The organism is Sphingomonas taxi (genome assembly GCF_000764535.1).
Classification (GTDB): domain Bacteria; phylum Pseudomonadota; class Alphaproteobacteria; order Sphingomonadales; family Sphingomonadaceae; genus Sphingomonas; species Sphingomonas taxi.
Genome location: NZ_CP009571.1, coordinates 1,903,460 through 1,921,001 on the forward strand (window position 1 = coordinate 1,903,460; position 17,542 = coordinate 1,921,001).

Annotated in this window: 19 protein-coding genes and 1 tRNA gene; 9 read left to right on the forward strand and 11 right to left on the reverse strand. The window is 67.6% G+C overall.

Going from position 1 to position 17,542, the window contains the following annotated elements:
- Positions 1 to 40: 40 nt before the first annotated feature.
- Positions 41 to 125: transfer RNA gene (locus tag MC45_RS08540), tRNA-Leu, on the reverse strand.
- Between the two features lie 111 nt (positions 126 to 236).
- On the opposite strand from MC45_RS08540, the gene MC45_RS19535 reads away from it, so the two are divergent.
- Both MC45_RS19535 and MC45_RS08545 read left to right on the forward strand, forming a co-directional pair.
- Positions 237 to 398, forward strand: a complete 162-nt coding sequence (locus MC45_RS19535; RefSeq protein WP_169742536.1) for a hypothetical protein — start codon at positions 237 to 239, stop codon at positions 396 to 398.
- A 2-nt stretch (positions 399 to 400) separates the two neighbouring features.
- Positions 401 to 625, forward strand: a complete 225-nt coding sequence (locus MC45_RS08545) for a hypothetical protein (protein WP_038661840.1) — start codon at positions 401 to 403, stop codon at positions 623 to 625.
- Positions 626 to 1,047: 422 nt separating this feature from the next.
- On the opposite strand, the gene MC45_RS08550 is transcribed toward MC45_RS08545, so the two are convergent.
- From MC45_RS08550 to gatC, 7 genes are read right to left on the reverse strand one after another with little or no spacing between them, the layout of a single operon-like run.
- Positions 1,048 to 1,689 (reverse strand): peptidylprolyl isomerase, encoded by a 642-nt coding sequence (locus tag MC45_RS08550; protein ID WP_245640887.1) that lies wholly within the window; start codon positions 1,687 to 1,689, stop codon positions 1,048 to 1,050.
- 16 nt (positions 1,690 to 1,705) lie between these two features.
- Positions 1,706 to 1,990 carry a barstar family protein gene (locus MC45_RS08555; RefSeq protein ID WP_038661843.1) on the reverse strand — a complete coding sequence of 95 codons (285 nt, stop codon included), beginning with the start codon at positions 1,988 to 1,990 and terminating at the stop codon, positions 1,706 to 1,708.
- Between the two features lie 10 nt (positions 1,991 to 2,000).
- Positions 2,001 to 3,470 carry an Asp-tRNA(Asn)/Glu-tRNA(Gln) amidotransferase subunit GatB gene (gene gatB / locus MC45_RS08560; protein ID WP_038661846.1) on the reverse strand — a complete coding sequence of 490 codons (1,470 nt, stop codon included), beginning with the start codon at positions 3,468 to 3,470 and terminating at the stop codon, positions 2,001 to 2,003.
- Entirely contained in the window at positions 3,467 to 3,877 is a 411-nt protein-coding gene (locus MC45_RS08565) for a type II toxin-antitoxin system VapC family toxin (protein ID WP_038661849.1), read from the reverse strand. Before MC45_RS08565 ends, gatB begins: the two co-directional genes overlap by 4 nt.
- On the reverse strand, positions 3,874 to 4,170 hold the full coding sequence (locus tag MC45_RS08570) for an AbrB/MazE/SpoVT family DNA-binding domain-containing protein (protein WP_052075582.1): 297 nt from the start codon (positions 4,168 to 4,170) through the stop codon (positions 3,874 to 3,876). The genes MC45_RS08565 and MC45_RS08570 overlap by 4 nt, the downstream gene beginning before the upstream one ends.
- 46 nt (positions 4,171 to 4,216) lie before the next feature.
- Positions 4,217 to 5,713, reverse strand: a complete 1,497-nt coding sequence (gene gatA / locus MC45_RS08575; protein WP_038661851.1) for an Asp-tRNA(Asn)/Glu-tRNA(Gln) amidotransferase subunit GatA — start codon at positions 5,711 to 5,713, stop codon at positions 4,217 to 4,219.
- On the reverse strand, positions 5,713 to 6,015 hold the full coding sequence (gene gatC, locus MC45_RS08580) for an Asp-tRNA(Asn)/Glu-tRNA(Gln) amidotransferase subunit GatC (protein ID WP_038661854.1): 303 nt from the start codon (positions 6,013 to 6,015) through the stop codon (positions 5,713 to 5,715). The genes gatA and gatC overlap by 1 nt, the downstream gene beginning before the upstream one ends.
- A 131-nt stretch (positions 6,016 to 6,146) precedes the next feature.
- Between gatC and MC45_RS08585 the strand changes: the two genes are divergently transcribed.
- The 5 genes from MC45_RS08585 to MC45_RS08605 all read left to right on the forward strand — a co-directional run bounded on the left by MC45_RS08585 (position 6,147) and on the right by MC45_RS08605 (position 12,574).
- Positions 6,147 to 7,256: a DUF3089 domain-containing protein gene (locus MC45_RS08585; protein ID WP_038661857.1), complete on the forward strand. Its 1,110-nt coding sequence runs from the start codon at positions 6,147 to 6,149 to the stop codon at positions 7,254 to 7,256.
- The gene (gene ruvX / locus MC45_RS08590; RefSeq protein WP_038661860.1) at positions 7,253 to 7,714 is read left to right on the forward strand and encodes a Holliday junction resolvase RuvX; all 462 of its coding nucleotides are present in this window, start codon (positions 7,253 to 7,255) and stop codon (positions 7,712 to 7,714) included. The genes MC45_RS08585 and ruvX overlap by 4 nt, the downstream gene beginning before the upstream one ends.
- 356 nt (positions 7,715 to 8,070) lie before the next feature.
- Entirely contained in the window at positions 8,071 to 10,080 is a 2,010-nt protein-coding gene (locus tag MC45_RS19280) for a hypothetical protein (protein WP_156143807.1), read from the forward strand.
- A gap of 296 nt (positions 10,081 to 10,376) precedes the next feature.
- A complete protein-coding gene (locus MC45_RS08600) occupies positions 10,377 to 11,360 on the forward strand; it encodes an aspartate carbamoyltransferase catalytic subunit (RefSeq protein ID WP_038661866.1) in 984 nt (327 codons plus the stop codon).
- A complete protein-coding gene (locus tag MC45_RS08605) occupies positions 11,357 to 12,574 on the forward strand; it encodes a dihydroorotase (protein WP_038661869.1) in 1,218 nt (405 codons plus the stop codon). Before MC45_RS08600 ends, MC45_RS08605 begins: the two co-directional genes overlap by 4 nt.
- On the opposite strand, the gene MC45_RS08610 is transcribed toward MC45_RS08605, so the two are convergent.
- Both MC45_RS08610 and MC45_RS08615 read right to left on the reverse strand, forming a co-directional pair.
- Positions 12,575 to 13,822: an SPOR domain-containing protein gene (locus MC45_RS08610; RefSeq protein WP_245640888.1), complete on the reverse strand. Its 1,248-nt coding sequence runs from the start codon at positions 13,820 to 13,822 to the stop codon at positions 12,575 to 12,577.
- A gap of 5 nt (positions 13,823 to 13,827) precedes the next feature.
- Entirely contained in the window at positions 13,828 to 14,547 is a 720-nt protein-coding gene (locus MC45_RS08615; RefSeq protein WP_038661875.1) for a ParA family protein, read from the reverse strand.
- Between the two features lie 150 nt (positions 14,548 to 14,697).
- On the opposite strand from MC45_RS08615, the gene MC45_RS08620 reads away from it, so the two are divergent.
- Positions 14,698 to 15,696 (forward strand): SPOR domain-containing protein, encoded by a 999-nt coding sequence (locus tag MC45_RS08620; RefSeq protein WP_038661879.1) that lies wholly within the window; start codon positions 14,698 to 14,700, stop codon positions 15,694 to 15,696.
- A gap of 31 nt (positions 15,697 to 15,727) precedes the next feature.
- Here MC45_RS08620 and serB read toward each other — a convergent pair whose 3' ends face one another.
- Positions 15,728 to 16,606 (reverse strand): phosphoserine phosphatase SerB, encoded by an 879-nt coding sequence (gene serB, locus MC45_RS08625; protein WP_038661881.1) that lies wholly within the window; start codon positions 16,604 to 16,606, stop codon positions 15,728 to 15,730.
- Here serB and miaA point away from each other — a divergent pair.
- Positions 16,587 to 17,540, forward strand: a complete 954-nt coding sequence (gene miaA / locus MC45_RS08630; RefSeq protein WP_052075583.1) for a tRNA (adenosine(37)-N6)-dimethylallyltransferase MiaA — start codon at positions 16,587 to 16,589, stop codon at positions 17,538 to 17,540. The two genes, serB and miaA, sit on opposite strands and share 20 nt — an antisense overlap.
- Positions 17,541 to 17,542 lie beyond the last annotated feature (2 nt).

Consider the following 17,542-nt stretch of genomic DNA (forward strand, 5'->3'; position numbering starts at 1 on the left):
AATTCAATAAGGCTGCCGTCCCGCCCGAAAGCGGCGGGACTGGTGCGGGCGAAGGGACTCGAACCCCCACATCTTGCGATGGCAGGACCTAAACCTGCTGCGTCTACCAATTCCGCCACGCCCGCACAAAGGACCCGCCGTTGGGCGCGCGTCTATACCAGCGTAGCGCCCGGGGGCAAGCGAAGAGGCAACCGGCGCGCACCCGGAACGTTGGGTCATATGAAGGAGAGACCGACATGGCAACCCAGCCCCCACCCGAAACGCCGGCCCCCACCCCGCAACCGGTCCAGCCCGATTCACCGCCGCCCGAGATCCAGACGCCCGCGCCCGACGTCGACGTCCCCTCGCCGACGATCCCCGCCACCGATCCCGGCACATCGCAGCCGGCGGAGATCTGAGCATGAGCACCGATCCCAACGCCCTTCCCGAGGACGCACCGGACAGCAATCCGGACGCCCGTGAGGACGAGCGCAGCGACATCGAACAGGCGGTCGAAGCCCGCGCCGACGCGGTCGCCCGCGGCGAAGGCGGCGAGGAACCCTCGCGCTTTACCGACACCGGCGCCTTCGACGGCAACAGCGGCACCGGCGGCGAGGTCAAGAACCAGGACCTGACGCAACAATGACGAGGCGGCCCTGCGGGGCCGCCTTTTTTGCAGGTTGGCCCTGCCCCACTCCGTCTCCGTTGGTTGGCCTCGCCGCACCCCCATCCATTCGCCCTGAGCCTGTCGGAGGGCATTGGGTCTCAGGGCGGTGTGACGGGTCCGACGCCGGCGAGCCAGCCAGCGACCATATGCCGGAACGTCGGATGTCTATCGAGGCGAGGAAGATTTTGCGCGCAGAGACGCAGAGACGCAGAGGCGCAGAGAGGCAATGACCTCACCGCGAACGCCCAGACCCAAATCCGGCGACGACGAAGGCGCTCCGCGCCGCGCGTGACACCTCCGCGTCTTTGCGCCTCTGCGCGAACCATCATCTACTGATGGATCAGACCATGCCCCTGACCGATACCGTCTAACTCCCCCTCACGGGGACAAATCGATGCGCGCTATTTCACCCGCCGCGCGGTGAGGATCGTCACCTTGGTCACCGGCACCTCGCCCTTGAACGCGCCGCGCAGCGTCGCGGTCGGCGACACCGGCGCGTCGAACACCTTCAGGATGGTATCCTGCCCCTCGACGACATGGCCGAACGCTGCATAGCCGAGATTGTCGCCCGGCTTGCTCGGGTCCGCATCGAACGACGGCTGGTCGCCGATGCTGATCGTGAACTCGCCGCGCGCGCTGCCCGGTTCGAACCGCGCGGTCGAAACGGTGAAGTCGGTATGGCGGATCCCCGTCTGCGTCGTCGGCTCATGCTTGATCGGCGGCAGCAGCCGCTTGATCTCGCCATCCGGCCCGAATTGCACGAAGCCGAAATGGTCGCCGATCTTCACCGCGCGATAGAAGCTCACCCCGTCGAGCCGCTTGCCGTCGACATATTTGAGGAAATTGCCCGCGCTGATCGGCGCATGCACAATATCCGCCTCGATCACGAACCGCCCGACGCTGGTCTCCAACGCGACGCGCGGCAGCGCCGGCGTCGGCTGCGGCGTGGGCACCGGTGCGGCCGCAGGCGCAGCCTGTTGCGCCGCCACCGGCACCGCGACGAGGGACATGGCAAGCGTCGCGACCCGAACGAAACCGATCATCCCTGCTCTCCCCAATTCAGACGAACCGCAACCGCACATCCCGCCCAAATTCCGCACGGGCATCGTCGAACACCTGCTCCGCACGCCGCACATAGGCAAGCTCGTCCGCCGGCAGGTCGCCGACATGGCGGACGATCACCTCGAACGGCGGCGCCAGATCGGCGATGCCGCCGCCGAGACAATCGAACAGCGCATCCAGATTGCCGCCGACCCACGGCTCCGCGCCGAGCCGCGGCAGCAGCGCGGCGTAGAAGTCCGCCCTGCTCCGCCAGCCGCGCCCGTCGAGCTCGATCGTCGTCACCGCGCGGCGGTCAGGCGAGCGCCTTCTTGAGCAGCTCGTTGACCACCGCCGGATTGGCCTTGCCCCCCATCGCCTTCATCGTCTGGCCGACGAAGAAACCGAACAACGTCTCCTTGCCGCCGCGATATTGCGCGAGCTGGTTGGGACTCCTGGCGATCACCTCGGCGATCACCGCCTCGATCGCGCCGGTATCGCTGGTCTGCTTGAGGCCGCGATCCTCGACGATCTTCGACGGCGCATCGCCCGTCTCCAGCATCACCTCGAACACCTGCTTGGCGAGGCTGCCCGACAGCGTACCGTCGGCGACCAGCGCGAGCAGCTCGGCGGCCTGCGCCGGCGACACCGGCGAATCGGCGATATCGCGCCCGGTGCGGTTGAGCGCGCCGAACAGCTCCGACGTCGTCCAGTTCGCCGCCGCGACCGGCTTGGCCCCGGCATCGAGCAACGCATCGAACCAGCGCGCCGCCTCGACCTCGGCGGTCAGCACGTCCGCCTGATAGGCCGAGATGCCGAGCGATTCGTACCGCTTGCGCTTGGCGTCGGGCAGTTCGGGAAGGCTAGAGCGGCACTCGGCGAGGAACGCCTCCTCCAGTTCGAGCGGCAGCAGGTCGGGATCGGGGAAGTAACGGTAATCGTGCGCGTCTTCCTTCGAGCGCATCGAGCGGGTGGTGCCGCTCTCGACGTTGAACAGCCGCGTCTCCTGGACGATGCGGCCGCCGTCCTCGATCACCTCGACCTGGCGCTTCGCCTCATATTCGATCGCCGCCATGACGAAGCGCACCGAATTGACGTTCTTCGTCTCGGTGCGCGTGCCCAGTTCGCCGCCCGGCTTGCGCACGGAGACGTTGACGTCGGCGCGCATCGAGCCTTCTTCCATATTGCCGTCGCACGAGCCGACGTAGCGCAGGATCGCACGCAGCTTGCGCAGATACGCCCCCGCCTCGGCCGGCGAGCGCATGTCGGGCCGGCTGACGATCTCCATCAGCGCGACGCCCGAGCGGTTGAGGTCGACATAGGAGCGCGTCGGATGCTGGTCGTGCATCAGCTTGCCGGCATCCTGCTCGACGTGGATGCGCTCGACGCCGATCGTCTTGGTCGCGTCGGGGTTCTTGTCGTCGGGGCTGATCTCGATCGCGCCCTCGCCGACCAGCGGATGATAGAGCTGGCTGATCTGATAGCCCTGCGGCAGATCGGCGTAGAAGTAATTCTTACGATCGAACCGCGACCAGCGATTGATCTGCGCGTCGATCGCCATGCCGGTGCGCACCGCCTGCCGGATGCACTCCATGTTCGGCACCGGCAGCATCCCCGGCATCGCCGCATCGACGAGGCTGACCTGCGTATTCGGCTCCGCCCCGAACGCAGTCGCCGCGCCCGAGAACAATTTGGCGTTGGAAGTGACCTGCGCATGGACCTCGAGGCCGATCACGACCTCCCACTCGCCGGTGGCGCCCTGGATGCGGTAGCTGGTCTCGGTCATGGATGCGTCTCTGGGGTGATGAGGGTAAGGTCTGGAAAATAGGTCGCGAGCCGGCGATCGCGGGTCATCAGCGTCGCGCCGAGCACCTGAGCGTGGCCGGCGATCAGGAAATCGGGCAACACGCGCTCCCGCTTGCCGCCGCGCCGACGATAGTCGCCGAAAGCCCGGCCACCGGCAAGCGCCGCCTCGACCGTCAACGGCAGCACCTCGACGTGCAGGGTTTCGAGATCGTCGAGGACCATGTCCGCCCGGCATGATCCAGCGATGATTTCCGCCAGGACGATGTGGTTGCAGCCAAGGACATCCGATTGTTCCGCTGCAACGACGGTACGGCGCGACCATTCGGGTTCGTAGCCGGTGGCATTACTGAGCAGATCGGCGATGATGTTGGTGTCGAGCAGGATCACGGCAGCGGTTCGTCACCGCGAATGTCGCGCACGAAGTCCGCTCCCGATTGCGTGAACTGCGGACGTTCGCGGATCCGCGCAAAGAAGGCCGCAAGCCGCGCCTCCCGCTCGTCCGGCGTTTCGTCCGGCCAGCGCTTGCCCGGAACGACCACCGCCTCGCCGCGATCGTTGATCCCGACATCCACCGGCCGCCCCGGCACCAGCCCGATCGCGTCGCGCACGTCCTTGGGGATCAGCACCTGACCCTTGCTCGTCATGTTCGTCGTCGTGCGCTTGTCGAGTAAAGTCGCCATCACCCGCCTCCGGTGTTACCAAGGTAACACCTCACGCGACGATCGTCTACCACCACGCCTGCGGCCGCGCCGTGAAGCCCGCCCGCTGCTCGATCGCCAGCCCGGCGTTCAGCACGCCCTGCTCGTCGAGCGGCTTGCCGATGATCTGCAACCCCAGCGGCAGTCCCTGTTTGTCGAGCCCGCCCGGCACGCTCATCGCCGGCAGGCCTGCGAGGCTCGACGGTACGGTGAACACGTCGTTGAGATACATGGCGATCGGATCGGCCGACTTCTCGCCGAGCGCGAACGCCGCCGACGGCGCTGTCGGCGTCAGCAGCACGTCGCACTGTTCGAACGCCCGCTCGAAATCGCGCGCGATCAGCGCCCGGACCTTCTGCGCCTGCGTGTAATAGGCGTCGTAAAAGCCCGCCGACAGCACATAGGTGCCGATCATGATGCGGCGCTTCACCTCGGGGCCGAAGCCGGCGGCACGGGTCGCGGCATACATGTCCTGCAACCCCGCCCCGCCCCCGGATTCATTGGCGGGCAGCTCGCGCAGGCCGTAGCGCACGCCGTCATAGCGTGCGAGGTTGGACGAGGCCTCCGCCGGCGCGATGATGTAATAGGCCGGCAGCGCATATTTGGTATGCGGCAGCGAGACCTCGACGATCTCCGCGCCCGCGTCGCGCAGCCAGTCGATCCCCGCCTGCCACAGCGCCTCGATCTCCTCGGGCATGCCGTCGACGCGATATTCCTTGGGAATACCGACGCGCTTGCCCGCGAGATTGCCCGACAACCCCTGTTCCCAGCGCGGCACGTCGAGCTGGAGCGAGGTCGCATCCTTGGCGTCGAACCCGGCCATCGCCTCGAGCAGGATCGCGCAGTCGCGCACGTCGCGCGCCATCGGCCCCGCCTGATCCAGCGACGAGGCGAAAGCGATCGTCCCCCAGCGCGAGCAGCGGCCATAGGTCGGCTTGATGCCGCTGATCCCGGTGAACGCCGCCGGCTGGCGGATCGAACCGCCGGTGTCGGTGCCGGTCGCGCCCGGACACAGCCCCGCCGCCACCGCCGACGAACTGCCGCCCGACGAGCCGCCCGGCGCCAGCGGCGCGTCGCTGCCCGGCCGCCGCCACGGCGAGATCACGTTGCCGAACGCGCTGGTCTCGTTCGACGAGCCCATCGCGAACTGGTCCATGTTGAGCTTGCCGAGCATCCCCGCGCCGGCATCCCACAATTTCTGCGAGATCGTCGATTCGTAGGTCGGCACGAAGCCTTCGAGGATATGGCTCGCCGCGGTGGTCGCGACGCCGTTCGTGCAGAACAGGTCCTTCATCCCGATCGGCACGCCGGCGAGCGGCTTCAGCGTCTCGCCCGCCGCGCGCGCGGCATCGGCGGCGCGCGCCGCGGCCAGCGCATGATCGGGCGTCTCGACGAGGAAGGCGTTGAGCGGCTTGGCCTTCGCCACCTTCACCACGAAGGCGTCGGCGACCTCGACCGCGGAAAAAGCGCCGCTGCGCACCCCGTCGCGCAGGGCGGCGACGCCCAATTCGGTCAGCTCGGCCATTATTCGATCACCTTGGGAACGGTAAAGAAGCCATGCTCCGCCTGGGGGGCATTGGCCATCAGCGCGTCGCGAATGCCGCCGCCGGTCAGCGGATCGGCATCGGTCACGTCCTCGCGCAGGCGCAGCTGGTTGGGGATGACCGCGGTCATCGGCTCGATGCCGGCGGTATCCACCCCTTCCAGTTGCTCGATCCAGCCGAGGATGTTGCTGAGTTCGGGGGCGAGGCGCGCGGCATCCTCGTCGGTGATCGCGATGCGCGCGAGCGCGGCGACCTTCTTCACGGTGGCGGTGTCTACGGACATGGCCTTGCGCCTATCAGAGGCGGCTCGGCGGATGCAACCTCCGCTTGCGTGACCGCGCGCAACCGTATGTTGCCAGTTCGCCGGGGCTCGTCCATCAGGCGGCCTCCCTGCCCTGCCCGGAACCCGCACGCTTGGCCCGCAAATTCCTCTACGTCTTCGCGTTCCTGATCGCGCTCGTCATCGCCGGCGCCTTCGCTTACCGGCTCTACGGCGTCGAGATCCTGCGCATGGCGCTGGTCCCGTCCGAGGCGTTCAGAGCGCAGCCGCGCGTCGACCCGAAGCGCTATGACGATCGCGCGATGTGGATCGCCCGCCCCGACATCCCGGCCAATCCCGCGCTCTGGACCCCCGCCGGCTACACGCCCGAGGCGAAGCCGAAGGCGGCGGTCTTCTTCATCCACCCCACCTCGTACATCGGCCGCGACCATTGGAACGCGACGCTCGACGATGCCGAGACCAATGCGCGCGCCGCGATCTTCCTGCGCGGCCAGGCGAGCGCGTTCAACGCCGCCGGCGAGATCTGGTCGCCGCGCTACCGGCAGGCGACGTTCGGCGCCTTCCTGACCAGCGTCGCCGACGCCAATCGCGCGCTCGACCTCGCTTATGGCGACGTCGCCGCCGCCTTCGCCACCTTCGTCGGGCAGGTCGATCCCAAGCGGCCGATCATCCTCGCCGGCCACAGTCAGGGCGCGCTCCACCTCACCCGCCTGCTCCGCGAACAGATCGCCGGCAAGCCGATCGCCAAGCGCATCGTCGCCGCTTATGTCGTCGGCTGGCCGGTGTCGAAGACCACCGATCTTGCCGCGCTCGGCCTGCCCGAATGCACCCGCGCCGATCAGGCGCGCTGCCTGCTGTCGTGGGAGAGTTTCGCCGAGCCCGCCGACCCGCAGCAGATCACCGACGTCTACGACCAGACGCAGGGGTTCGACGGCCGCCCGCGCCGCGACACGCCGCTCGTCTGCACCAACCCGCTGACCGGCACCGCCGACGCCGTCGCCCCCGCCGCCGCCAACCAGGGCACGCTCTACCCCTCGGCCGATCTCAGCAGCGCGACGATCGCGCCCGGCAAGGTGCCCGCGCGTTGCGGCCCGCGCGGCTTCCTGCTGATCGGCGAGCCGCCCGAGGTCGGCAGCTACGTGCTCCCCGGCAACAATTACCACGTCTACGACTACAGCCTGTTCTGGGCCAACGTCCGCGCCGACGCGCTGCGCCGGCTCGCCGCATTCGGCGCGAAGCGATGATCACCCCCGACCGCGCCGTCTTCCGCGAGGCGCTGCCGGCGGGCGGGCGGCTGCTCGGCCTCGACCTCGGCAGCAAGACGATCGGCACCGCGCTGTGCGACGCCGGCTGGAGCTTCGCCAGCCCCGCCGAGCTGATCCGCCGCAGCAAGTTCACCAAGGACAAGGCGGCGCTGGTCGCGCTCGTCACCGCGCAGCAGGTGAAGGGGCTGGTGCTCGGCCTCCCGCTCAACCTCGACGGTAGCGAGAGCCCGCGCAGCCAGTCGACCCGCGCCTTCGCGAAGAATTGCGCCGACCTCGGCCTGCCGATCCTGCTGTGGGACGAACGCTGGTCGACGGTGGCGGTGGAGCGCACGATGATCGAACAGGACATGAGCCGCGCCAAACGCGCCGAGCGGATCGACAACCTCGCCGCGGCGCACATCCTGCAAGCGGCGATCGACGCGCTGGTGATGGTTTAGGGGGGGAGGTCCGGTCTCGACTGATCCAGTCTGTTCCAGTCGGCGGAGAACTGTGGATCAGCGATGGTCATTCGCTATATCCTGACGGCGCATCCCGTCAGAAAACAGGCCTGCTATCCAGATAGCATGAGCTGAACAGCCCGCGCATTGACTTCGAAACCCGAATTTTGTCGGGACCGCGCGAACGGGGCTTCCGCTCGCCGCGCTCTCGATATAGATACGCGCGATGATCACGCTTCCAGTCCTGGCCACGATTGAACATTGTCCCTTCTAAAAACGGGGAACTCAAGACGCATAGGTATAAAATGGAAGACGTGAAATTTACGGAAGTCGCTACCGCTATGTCGCGGCCCACGATGGCTACCCGCGGCAACAATCTTACGGTCGCGAGCATGCCGACACCGTTCGTGCCGCCGAATTTCGAAAGTGTAGACGGGCGCGACCTTAGCGCGTGCGAAGTGATCCTTATTAAAGCCTCGGCCGCCGTCGGTAAGTCGACTCTTGCGCGGGCTATATCAGCGACACAGGGCATTCCAATTCTGGATCTTGCCCATACGCCGGTGGCAACGGGATCGCTGATCGGCATCTTGAACGACTATCAAGGTGCTATTTCGCCTGTATCAGAGTTTCATGCCGGCGCGGCGCCGATATTAGTAGACGCCCTAGATGAGGGTCGCCTTCGTTCTGGCGACAACGGCTATCTCAGCTTTATAGAGTCTTCCGCGCAACTCATTCTTCAGGACCGACGTCATCGCAAGCCGAAACTGATGCTGCTTGGCCGAGAAGAAGCGATAGCCTACGCCGAGATGTATCTTGTAGATGCCGGCGTCGAAGTAACAATACTGAACGTCGGATATTTCGACGAGTCTGGCGCCAAGGAACTTGTCCACGCGTACGCGACTGCATCCGCTAAGCAAGATTCGCAGTATACAATTCATAAGAAACCTGCAGACGATCTGGTCGAAACTTATTTTCGAAAAATAGCGGACGCGCTCAGCATACCGCACGACCAACTTTGGGATAACCCATCCGGGAAAAGCTTTGCAGGATACGCTCCGGTGCTTGCAGCGATCGGAGCGCTGCTGCCCGAAGTCGAAAATTTTGCGGAAGCACAGAACAAACTAGAAGATGTGCGCCTCAATAGTGCTTGGAGCGTAATCGAGAACGTCCTCGATTCGATAATTAATCGGGAACAGGGCAAGGTTTCGACGCAACTTTCCAACGCGGGCGTCATCGACCCCCAAGGTTTGCTGTACTCTCCCCAAGAACAAGCCGCGCTGTTACTTCAACATGTACAAGGCCTCGCGCTGACCGGCACCTCGAAAATCAGGCTAAACGCATCCGATACGGTAAAGTATTCGGATCAGGTGAAGCGATTTCTGCCGGAACATCCGTTTGTTAAAGATGGCCGCTTTAGTAACGAGGTTATCGCCTCTTACGTTGTTGCGAGGGCAATAGACGCGGGCTGGAAGATTCAAGACCACAATATCCTTCGGCAGCTTGCACGCCAACCGTTTTTGTGGCGTTCACTTCGGGGGACTTTAGCAGGCGATGCTATCTTAGAAGGGGAGTACTTGGGATACGTCCTGACCTCGTTCTGGAATGACCCCTTGACTAAGGACGAGCGCGTAGAGATCACCGATAAGGAAGATGACGCGGATGCTTTCGTTACGATAGACGTTCTCGAGGATTCGCTAACTTTCAAGGCAACTACGCCCGTTTATTTTTTTGGCCAAATACGGAATGTCACCGTAAACACAGATGAGCCATTTACCATGGTCGGCATCGGTGAAGGCTCTTCCCAAGCCTTTTCATTTAGCGGGAACAATAACGTAACCGGAAGCATGGTAGATTTGCGCGCTACCGAGATCCATTTACGCAATGGACGTACATGGCTCGATGCGGATATCGTTCCTGCGGCTGGCCAATTATCACTGATCATAGCCGACGGTGTCGAGTATGGTTGGAGTGCACAACTATCAAATGTTTACCCGTTCAGCATATTCCCCAGTACGATTAATGCGGACGAAGTAGAGAATCGTGATCGGCTTGCCGGACTTCTTTCCGACCTAGCTGCTCGCTCTCCCGTCGGCACATCGTTAATGCTACACGCCGATTACTCTGTTCCCGAGAACGATTATCTTCGAACTATATTTTCGGAGTATGGCCACGATTTCAAGACTTTGATGACGACTTTGGTCGGGGAAGGTTGGGCCAATAGCGCACCGATGCAAGTAAAAGGACCTCCGAAAGTTAGAGTCCGATTTAAAGCGTCGTTCGGCCAGCTACGCGATGCAGCGCTGAAGCCGGCCCAAGATGGCGAGCTGAACACTTTGATTGCTTTGCTGCGACAAAGGATAGTTTGATTCGGAGCGCCGGGTAGCGTCCGGCGCTCTTACTTAGTATTTGATATTTAGTCAGCCATGTGCGGGGATGACGTACGTGCTCGAGGAGTTGACAGCGGGTAGATAGCCCCCCTCTGCTACACCGCTGACGCTATTTCGCATCGTGACCCGCATCATCACCAAAACGGAAACGATCAGGCCGGATCGTTTCCGTTCAAGTGTCCATCTTGTCCACGTTGCCCCAATCCCGCCACAATTAGATGGCGGCTCCCTCCCCGCTTGCCCCCACCCGCCCTGCGCGCTAACCGGCGCGCTTGATGAACCGTTCGGACCACCGCCCCGCTGCCCTGATCCAGGGTGGCGCCGTCTTCCCGCACCGGCACCTCACCGGCATCGACGGGCTCCAGCCGCATGAGATCGCCTTTCTGCTCGACGAGGCGGAAAGCTGGGTCGCGGCGAACCGCAGCCATGCCGCGCCCGACAAGCGGCTCGCCGGCCTCACCCAGATCAACGCGTTCTTCGAGAACAGCACGCGCACGCTGCTGAGCTTCGAGATCGCCGGCAAGCGGCTCGGCGCCGACGTGGTCAACATGCACGCGGCGCAGTCGAGCGTGAAGAAGGGCGAGACGCTGATCGACACCGCGCAGACGCTCAACGCGATGCGCGCCGACGTCATCGTCATTCGCCATATGGCGAGCGGCGCGGTGCGGCTGATCGCCGACAAGGTCGATTGCCCGGTGCTCAACGCCGGCGACGGCCGCCACGAACATCCGACGCAGGCGTTGCTCGACGCGCTCACCATCCGCCGCCGCAAGGGCTCGATCGCCGGCCAGCGCGTGGTGATCTGCGGCGACGTGCTTCACAGCCGGGTCGCGCGCTCGAACATCCTCGCGCTCACCGCGCTCGCCGCCGAGGTGCGCGTCTGCGCGCCATCGACGCTGATGCCCGCCGGGATCGAGCGGATGGGGGTGACGCCGTTCACCGATTTCGACGCGGCGCTGGTCGGCGCGGACGTGGTGATGATGCTGCGCGTCCAGAACGAGCGGATGGCGGGCGGCTATATCCCGTCGAGCCGCGAATATCGGCTGCGCTACGGGCTGACGCCGGAACGGCTGGCGAAATTGCCCGACGCGCTGGTGATGCATCCGGGGCCGATGAACCGGGGGGTGGAGATCGATTCGGTGGTGGCGGACGGGCCGCAATCGGCGATCACCGAGCAAGTGGAGATGGGCGTGGCGGTACGGATGGCGTGTCTCGACGTGCTCACCCGGCGCGCGCGCGGCGTGGAGGGCTGGGCATGAGCGTGATCGCCTTCCTCGATGCACGGCTCGCCTGCCCCGTCGCCGGCGTCGCGCCGGGCGGGCTGCTGGTCCGCGACGGCGTGATCGTCGCGCGCGGCCCGTTCGAGCTGCCCGGCGATGCGGTGACGGTCGATTGCGGCGGCAAGCTGCTGGCGCCGGGGATCGTCGACCTCGGCGTGTTCAAGGTCGATCGCGACGCCTGCCGCGCCGGCGGCATCGTCCGCGTCGCGCTGATGCCCGACGGCAATCCGGTGCTCGACGATCCCGGCGTCGTCCAGCGCGCGGCGCTGATCGGCAAGCCCGATCTGTGGATCCACCCGATCGCCGCGGCGACGCAGGGCCTCGCCGGCACCGACATGGCGGAGATGGCGATCTGCATCTCGGCCGGCGCGCGCGCGGTGGGGACGGGGCGCGGCTGGATCGCCGACAGCGGCGTGATGCTGCGCGTCCTGTCCTATGCCCGCGACCTCGACATCGCGGTGGTCGCGCATGGCGAGGACGGCGCGCTGACCGCAGGCGCGGTGGCGACCGATGGCGAGACGGCGACGCGGCACGGCCTGCCCGCCGCGCCGGCGGTGGCCGAGGCGCTGGCGGTGGCGCGCGACCTGATGCTCGCTGAGGAAAGCGGCGCGCGTCTCCACATCCGCCAGGCGACGACCGCGGCGGCCTTCGACCTGATCCGCGCCGCCAAGCGCCGCGGCGTGCGCGTCACCTGCGGCATCACGCCCGCGCACCTCCATCTGTCCGACATCGCGATGAGCGACTTCCGCACCTACGCCCATCTCTCGCCGCCGCTGCGCAGCGAGGGCGACCGGCAGGCGGCGCGCGCCGCGGTGGCGGACGGGACGATCGACGTCCTGTCCTCGGGCCACGACCCGCACGGGCCGGAGGCGAAGCGCCTGCCCTTCGTCGATTCGGCGGCGGGCATGGCGGGGGCCGAGACGCTGCTGCCGCTCGGGCTGCTGCTGGTGCGCGACGGCGTGCTGACGCTCGAGCGATTGCTGGCGATGCTGGCGGTCAATCCGGCGCAGGTGCTCGGGCTCGACACGGGGACGCTGGAGGTCGGTAAGCCCGCCGACCTGATGCTGTTCGACCCAGACACGCCGTGGCAGGTCGACGGCGAGGCCTTCGCCTCGGCGGGCAATACGCCCTTCGACGGCCTGCCCGTCCAGGGCCGTGTGCTCAGGCTGTGGAAGGCCGGGCGCGAGGTCTGATCAGCGCGCCGCCACCTGCACCGGCGCGCGCAGCCATTGCGCGATCCGGTCGCCGGCCTCGCGGCGGACGAAGCAGGCGCCGCCCTCGGCGCGATAGCGGCCGCACAGCCGGTCCGCCTCGGCGCGGCTGAACCCGCCCACCGACACGCGGTAGAGCGACCCCTGCGCCGCCGCGACCATCGTCCCGGTCGGCCGCTGCCCGGTCAGCGCGGCGAAGCGTCGCGTCGCCTCGGTCCACCCGGACTTGGCGACCGCGACATTGCTGTACGCGCCGATCTGCACATACCAGTCGCCTGCAACCGCCGCGGGTACCTTCAGCGCCACCGCCTGCCGTACCGGTGCGACGGCGGCGCGCAGCATCGTCGGCAGCGGCTGCGCCACCTCCTGCGGCGGCGCGAACACGACGCGGGTGAACGGCGAGGCCGGCGCCGGCGTCTCGACCGCGGCGGTGCGTACGGGCGCCTCCTGCGTCGGCATCACCGGCACCGGCGCGTTGAGCGCCAGCGCGACCGGTCGCCCGCCGTCGGCGCCGACGGTCACGCCGAGCAGGCTCGCCACCTGATCCGACGCCGCCCGCGGCTGCGCGAACGCCGCCCATTGCTCCAGCCGCGCATCGACATCGGCAGGCGACATATCCGCCGCCGCGGCGACCCGCGCCATCGCCCATTGACCGGCGAGCGCATAGCTCAGCGCCAGATTCTGCCGCAGCTTGGCGTCGGCACCCGGTTCGCGCGCCGCCGCGTTGAGCGTCGCGATCGCCGCGGCCGGATTGCCGGCGAGCGCGGTGGCGAGGCCGAGGTCGCCGACCGGAATGATCGCCGCGTTGCGCGCCAGCGTCGCCTGCGCCGCCGACCAGTCGCCGGTGGCGATCTCCGCCAGCGCGAGGCTCAGCGCCGCCTTGCCGTTGCCCGGCGTCAGTTCCAGCACCTCGGCGAAGGTATCGCGCGCCGACGCGAAGCGCCCCGCCTGCTGATACGCCTGCCCCAGCACCAGCCGATAATCCGCATTGCGCGGCGCCAGCGCCACCGCCGCTTCGGCGCGTTCGATCGCGCTGACGGGATCGCGTTTGGCCAGCGCCCGCGCGGCGCCGTCGGCGTGCCGCTCCGCGGTCCGCGCGACGATCCGGTCGTTGCGATCGCTCGCCGCGGCGATCCGCCCGCTGCCGCCGGTACATCCGACCACCGAGCCGCCGAGCACCAGCGCCGACAGGCCGAAGGTCAGGACCAGCCGCGGGGTGGAAGAGATCACGGCGCTCATGCTCCGACCACCCGGCGGCCGAAGCCGCCCGTCGCCGGGCGCGGCCCGAAGCCGCCGCCATGCACCGTCGGCACGCTGAACACGGTACGGCGGAAATTGGTCTCGAGCCGCCCGGAAATGTAGCTCCACAGCTGCGCGATCTCGGCCGCCGACCGGCCGCCGGGATCGACCTCCATCACCGTACGGCCGTCGGTCATCGCCGTGGCGTAATCGAGGCGCTGGTGGACGATCACCGGCGCGACGCTGCCATGTTGCGCCAGCGCCACCGCGGCGTCGGCGTTGATCGGCGCGTCGGGCGTCGCGGCATTGAGGACGAAGATCAGCGGCTTGCCCGCGCGCTGGCACAGGTCGACGGTCGCGCCCACCGCGCGCAGATCGTGCGGCGACGGCCGCGTCGGCACGACGACCAGCTCGGCGACGGCGATGACGCTCTGGATCGCGAGCATGTTCGCCGGCGGCGTGTCGATCATCACCAGCTTGACCCCCTGCTGGCGCAGCATCTCAAGATCCGCCTGGAGCCGCGCGACGACGGTCTGCGCGAAGGCGGGATAGGCCGTGGTACGATCGCCCCACCAGTCGGCCAGCGTACCGTGCGGATCGATGTCGATGAGGACCACCGGGCCATGCCCGGCGAGCTGTGCCTGCACCGCGAGATGTCCGGACAATGTCGTCTTGCCCGAACCACCCTTTTGCGATGCCATCGCGAGAACGCGCATAGGCCCCCTTCAAACTGTGCCGTCAAATCGTAAGCGAACCTGACAGGACAGCGCTAACAGGCGGTTAATGTAGCGCTTTGCGCGATGTGGCTTTGCCTGCGCGCGCGTCCGGGGCATGATGCGGCCGATATGGTGAAGAGGGTGACGAGGATGCGGAGTACCGGTTGGATGGCGGTTGCGCTGGTGGCTTGCATCGCCGTTGCCGCGCCGGCCGGGGCGCAGGCGGTCAAGGCGGGCGTCGACGCCTGGACCCGCGGTGACTTCGCCGGCGCGGTGGCGCAATGGCGCGGCCCGGCGGTCGCGGGCGACGCCGATGCGCAGTTCAACCTCGGCCAGGCATACAAGCTCGGCCGCGGCGTGCCGCTCGATCCGGCGCTGGCGGAAAGCTGGTTCCGCAAGGCGGCGCTGCAAGGCCATCCGCAGGCCGAGGACAATTACGGCTTCGCGCTGTTCCAGGCCGGTCGCAAGGCGGAGGCCGCGCCGTGGCTGGAGAAGTCGGTGCGGCGCGGCGAGCCGCGCGGCCAGCTGGTGCTCGGCACGATGCTGTTCAACGGCGACGGCGTGCCCCGCGACTATCCCCGCGCCTATGCGCTGATGACGATGGCGTCACAGGCGGGGCTGAAGTCGGCTTCGGAGACGCTGGCGCAGATGGACCAATATATCACGCCCGCCGACCGTCAGCGCGGCACGGCGCTGGCGCAGCGCTACGCGACCGACCTGCGCGCCGGTCCGCCCGCCGCCGACCGCGGCGGCATGATGGCGGCAGAGGCGACCGCCCCGCGTCGCGGCACCGTTCCGATCGCCACCCCGTCGAAGGCACCGCCGCGCCAGAAACCGGCCCCCGCCGATCTGTCGCCCGACCGCCCGGTCGCCGATCGCATCGTGGCGCATGAGAAACGCCCCGCCCCGCCCCGCCCCGCGGCGGCGCCCGCCGGCGGCGCGTGGAAGATCCAGCTCGGTGCATTCAGCACGCAGGCGAACGCGCAGACGCAATGGTCGCGGGTGCGCGGCAAGCTCGCCGGCGCGCAGCCGGTCTATGCCAAGGCCGGCAATGTGATCCGCCTGCAAACCAGCGGCTTCGCATCGAAGGCAGCGGCACAGAAAGCATGCGCGGCGACGGGCGTCGCCTGCGTAATCGTCGCCCCCTGACCCGCCTGCATCCCGCGCGATGCGGCGGGCGCTATCCCTCGACCCAGTCGGCGCGCGCATACCCCTGCGCATAAAGCAATGCCGACAGGTCGCCGTGATCGACGCGCGCGCTGGCTGCCGCGGCGACGATCGGCTTGGCGTGATAGGCGACCCCGAGCCCCGCCCGCTTGATCATCGCAAGGTCGTTGGCGCCGTCGCCCACCGCGAGCGACAGCGCGGGATCGATGCCGCGCTCGGCAATCCAGGCGAGCAGCGTGTCCTCCTTGGTCGCCGATCCGACGATCGGTTTGGCGACCATGCCGGTCAGCCGGCCGCCCTCGATCAGCAGCACGTTGGCGATCGCGCGATCGAAGCCGATTTCGGCGGCGACGGGGTCGGCGAAGCGGGTGAAGCCGCCCGACACCAGCACCGCCACCGCGCCGTTCGCCCGCATCGTCCGCACCAGCGCCTTCGCGCCCGGCATGATCCGCACCCGCTCGGCGAGACATTGCGCGATGACCGCCTCGTCCAGTCCCGCGAGCAGCGCGACGCGCGCGTCGAGCGCCCCCTCGAAATCCAGTTCGCCGCGCATCGCCGCCTCGGTCACCGCGGCGACGTCCGCCTTGATGCCGGCATAATCCGCGAGCTCGTCGATGCACTCGACGGTGATCATCGTCGAATCCATGTCGGCGACGATCAGCGCCTTGCGCCGCGTCGCGGTCGGCTGGACGATGACGTCGGTGCGGGGCAAGGCGCCCTCCAGCGCCGTGCGCGCGGCCGCCGGATCGGCCGAGAAGACCACGTCCGCCGCCACGCCTTCGTCCAGCCATGCGACGTCGCCGGGGGCGCAACCGGCCGCGGCGAGGCGGTCCATCGCCGCCGACAGGTCGCCTGACCCGAGCGTTTCGCCTATGAGCGTCGCGGTGAACATCGCAGCCTCCAACCCCAAACCAAGGGTCGCGCTCATCGCAGGGCCGACCGCCAGCGGCAAGTCCGCCGCCGCGATCGCGCTCGCGCAGTCGCACGACGGCGTCGTCATCAACGCCGATGCGAGCCAGGTCTATGCCGATCTCGCCGTCCTGACCGCACGCCCGAGCGCCGAAGAGGCCGCCGCGGTGCCGCACCGCCTGTTCGGCCATATCGACGCCGCCGACGCCGGCTATTCCGCGGCACGCTGGGCCGCCGAGGCGCGGAGGGAGATCGCCGCGGCGCATGGCGCGGGCAGATTGCCGATCCTCGTCGGCGGCACGGGCCTGTATCTGCGCACCTTGCTCGACGGCATCGCGCCGGTGCCGGAGATCGATCCCGCGATCCGCGCCGCCGTGCGCGCGCTGCCGGTCGCCGACGCGCATCGGCTGCTGACGATAGAGGATGCCGAGGCCGCCGCGCGCCTCGCCCCTGCCGATACGACGCGGGTCGCGCGCGCGCTCGAAGTGGTCCGGTCCACCGGCCGGCCGCTCGCTGCGTGGCAGCGGGAGTGCGTCGGCGGGATCGGCGATGCGATCGACCTCGCCGCGGCCATTCTGCTGCCCGATCGCGAGACGCTGTTCGCCCGGATCGACGCGCGTTGCGTCGCGATGTTCGATCAGGGCGCCATCGACGAGGTCGCCGCGCTGCTTGCCCGCGCGGATCTGCCCGACGATGCGCCGATTTGCCGTGCGATCGGGGTGCCGCCGATATCGGCGCTGCTGGCGGGAACCGCCGACCGCGATACGGCGCTTGCCCGCTTACAGCTCGACACCCGGCGCTATGCCAAGCGGCAATATACCTGGTTCCGTAATCAACCGCCGGACAAGTGGTTACGCGAGACACTTTCTAACGGTTTGATTGATTCGCTAGCAAGTTTGTTGCGCAAAGAGGGTTGACC

Coding starts and splice junctions, on each gene's coding strand:
- MC45_RS08620 (WP_038661879.1), top strand. CDS start 14,698: ATGCGGAGTACCGGTTGGATGGCGGTTGCGCTGGTGGCTTGCATCGCC.
- MC45_RS19535 (WP_169742536.1), top strand. CDS start 237: ATGGCAACCCAGCCCCCACCCGAAACGCCGGCCCCCACCCCGCAACCG.
- MC45_RS08550 (WP_245640887.1), bottom strand. CDS start 1,689: ATGATCGGTTTCGTTCGGGTCGCGACGCTTGCCATGTCCCTCGTCGCG.
- serB (WP_038661881.1), bottom strand. CDS start 16,606: ATGTTCACCGCGACGCTCATAGGCGAAACGCTCGGGTCAGGCGACCTG.
- MC45_RS08615 (WP_038661875.1), bottom strand. CDS start 14,547: ATGCGCGTTCTCGCGATGGCATCGCAAAAGGGTGGTTCGGGCAAGACG.
- MC45_RS08600 (WP_038661866.1), top strand. CDS start 10,377: ATGAACCGTTCGGACCACCGCCCCGCTGCCCTGATCCAGGGTGGCGCC.
- MC45_RS19280 (WP_156143807.1), top strand. CDS start 8,071: ATGGCTACCCGCGGCAACAATCTTACGGTCGCGAGCATGCCGACACCG.
- gatC (WP_038661854.1), bottom strand. CDS start 6,015: ATGTCCGTAGACACCGCCACCGTGAAGAAGGTCGCCGCGCTCGCGCGC.
- MC45_RS08545 (WP_038661840.1), top strand. CDS start 401: ATGAGCACCGATCCCAACGCCCTTCCCGAGGACGCACCGGACAGCAAT.
- miaA (WP_052075583.1), top strand. CDS start 16,587: ATGAGCGTCGCGGTGAACATCGCAGCCTCCAACCCCAAACCAAGGGTC.
- MC45_RS08605 (WP_038661869.1), top strand. CDS start 11,357: ATGAGCGTGATCGCCTTCCTCGATGCACGGCTCGCCTGCCCCGTCGCC.
- gatA (WP_038661851.1), bottom strand. CDS start 5,713: ATGGCCGAGCTGACCGAATTGGGCGTCGCCGCCCTGCGCGACGGGGTG.
- ruvX (WP_038661860.1), top strand. CDS start 7,253: ATGATCACCCCCGACCGCGCCGTCTTCCGCGAGGCGCTGCCGGCGGGC.
- gatB (WP_038661846.1), bottom strand. CDS start 3,470: ATGACCGAGACCAGCTACCGCATCCAGGGCGCCACCGGCGAGTGGGAG.
- MC45_RS08570 (WP_052075582.1), bottom strand. CDS start 4,170: ATGGCGACTTTACTCGACAAGCGCACGACGACGAACATGACGAGCAAG.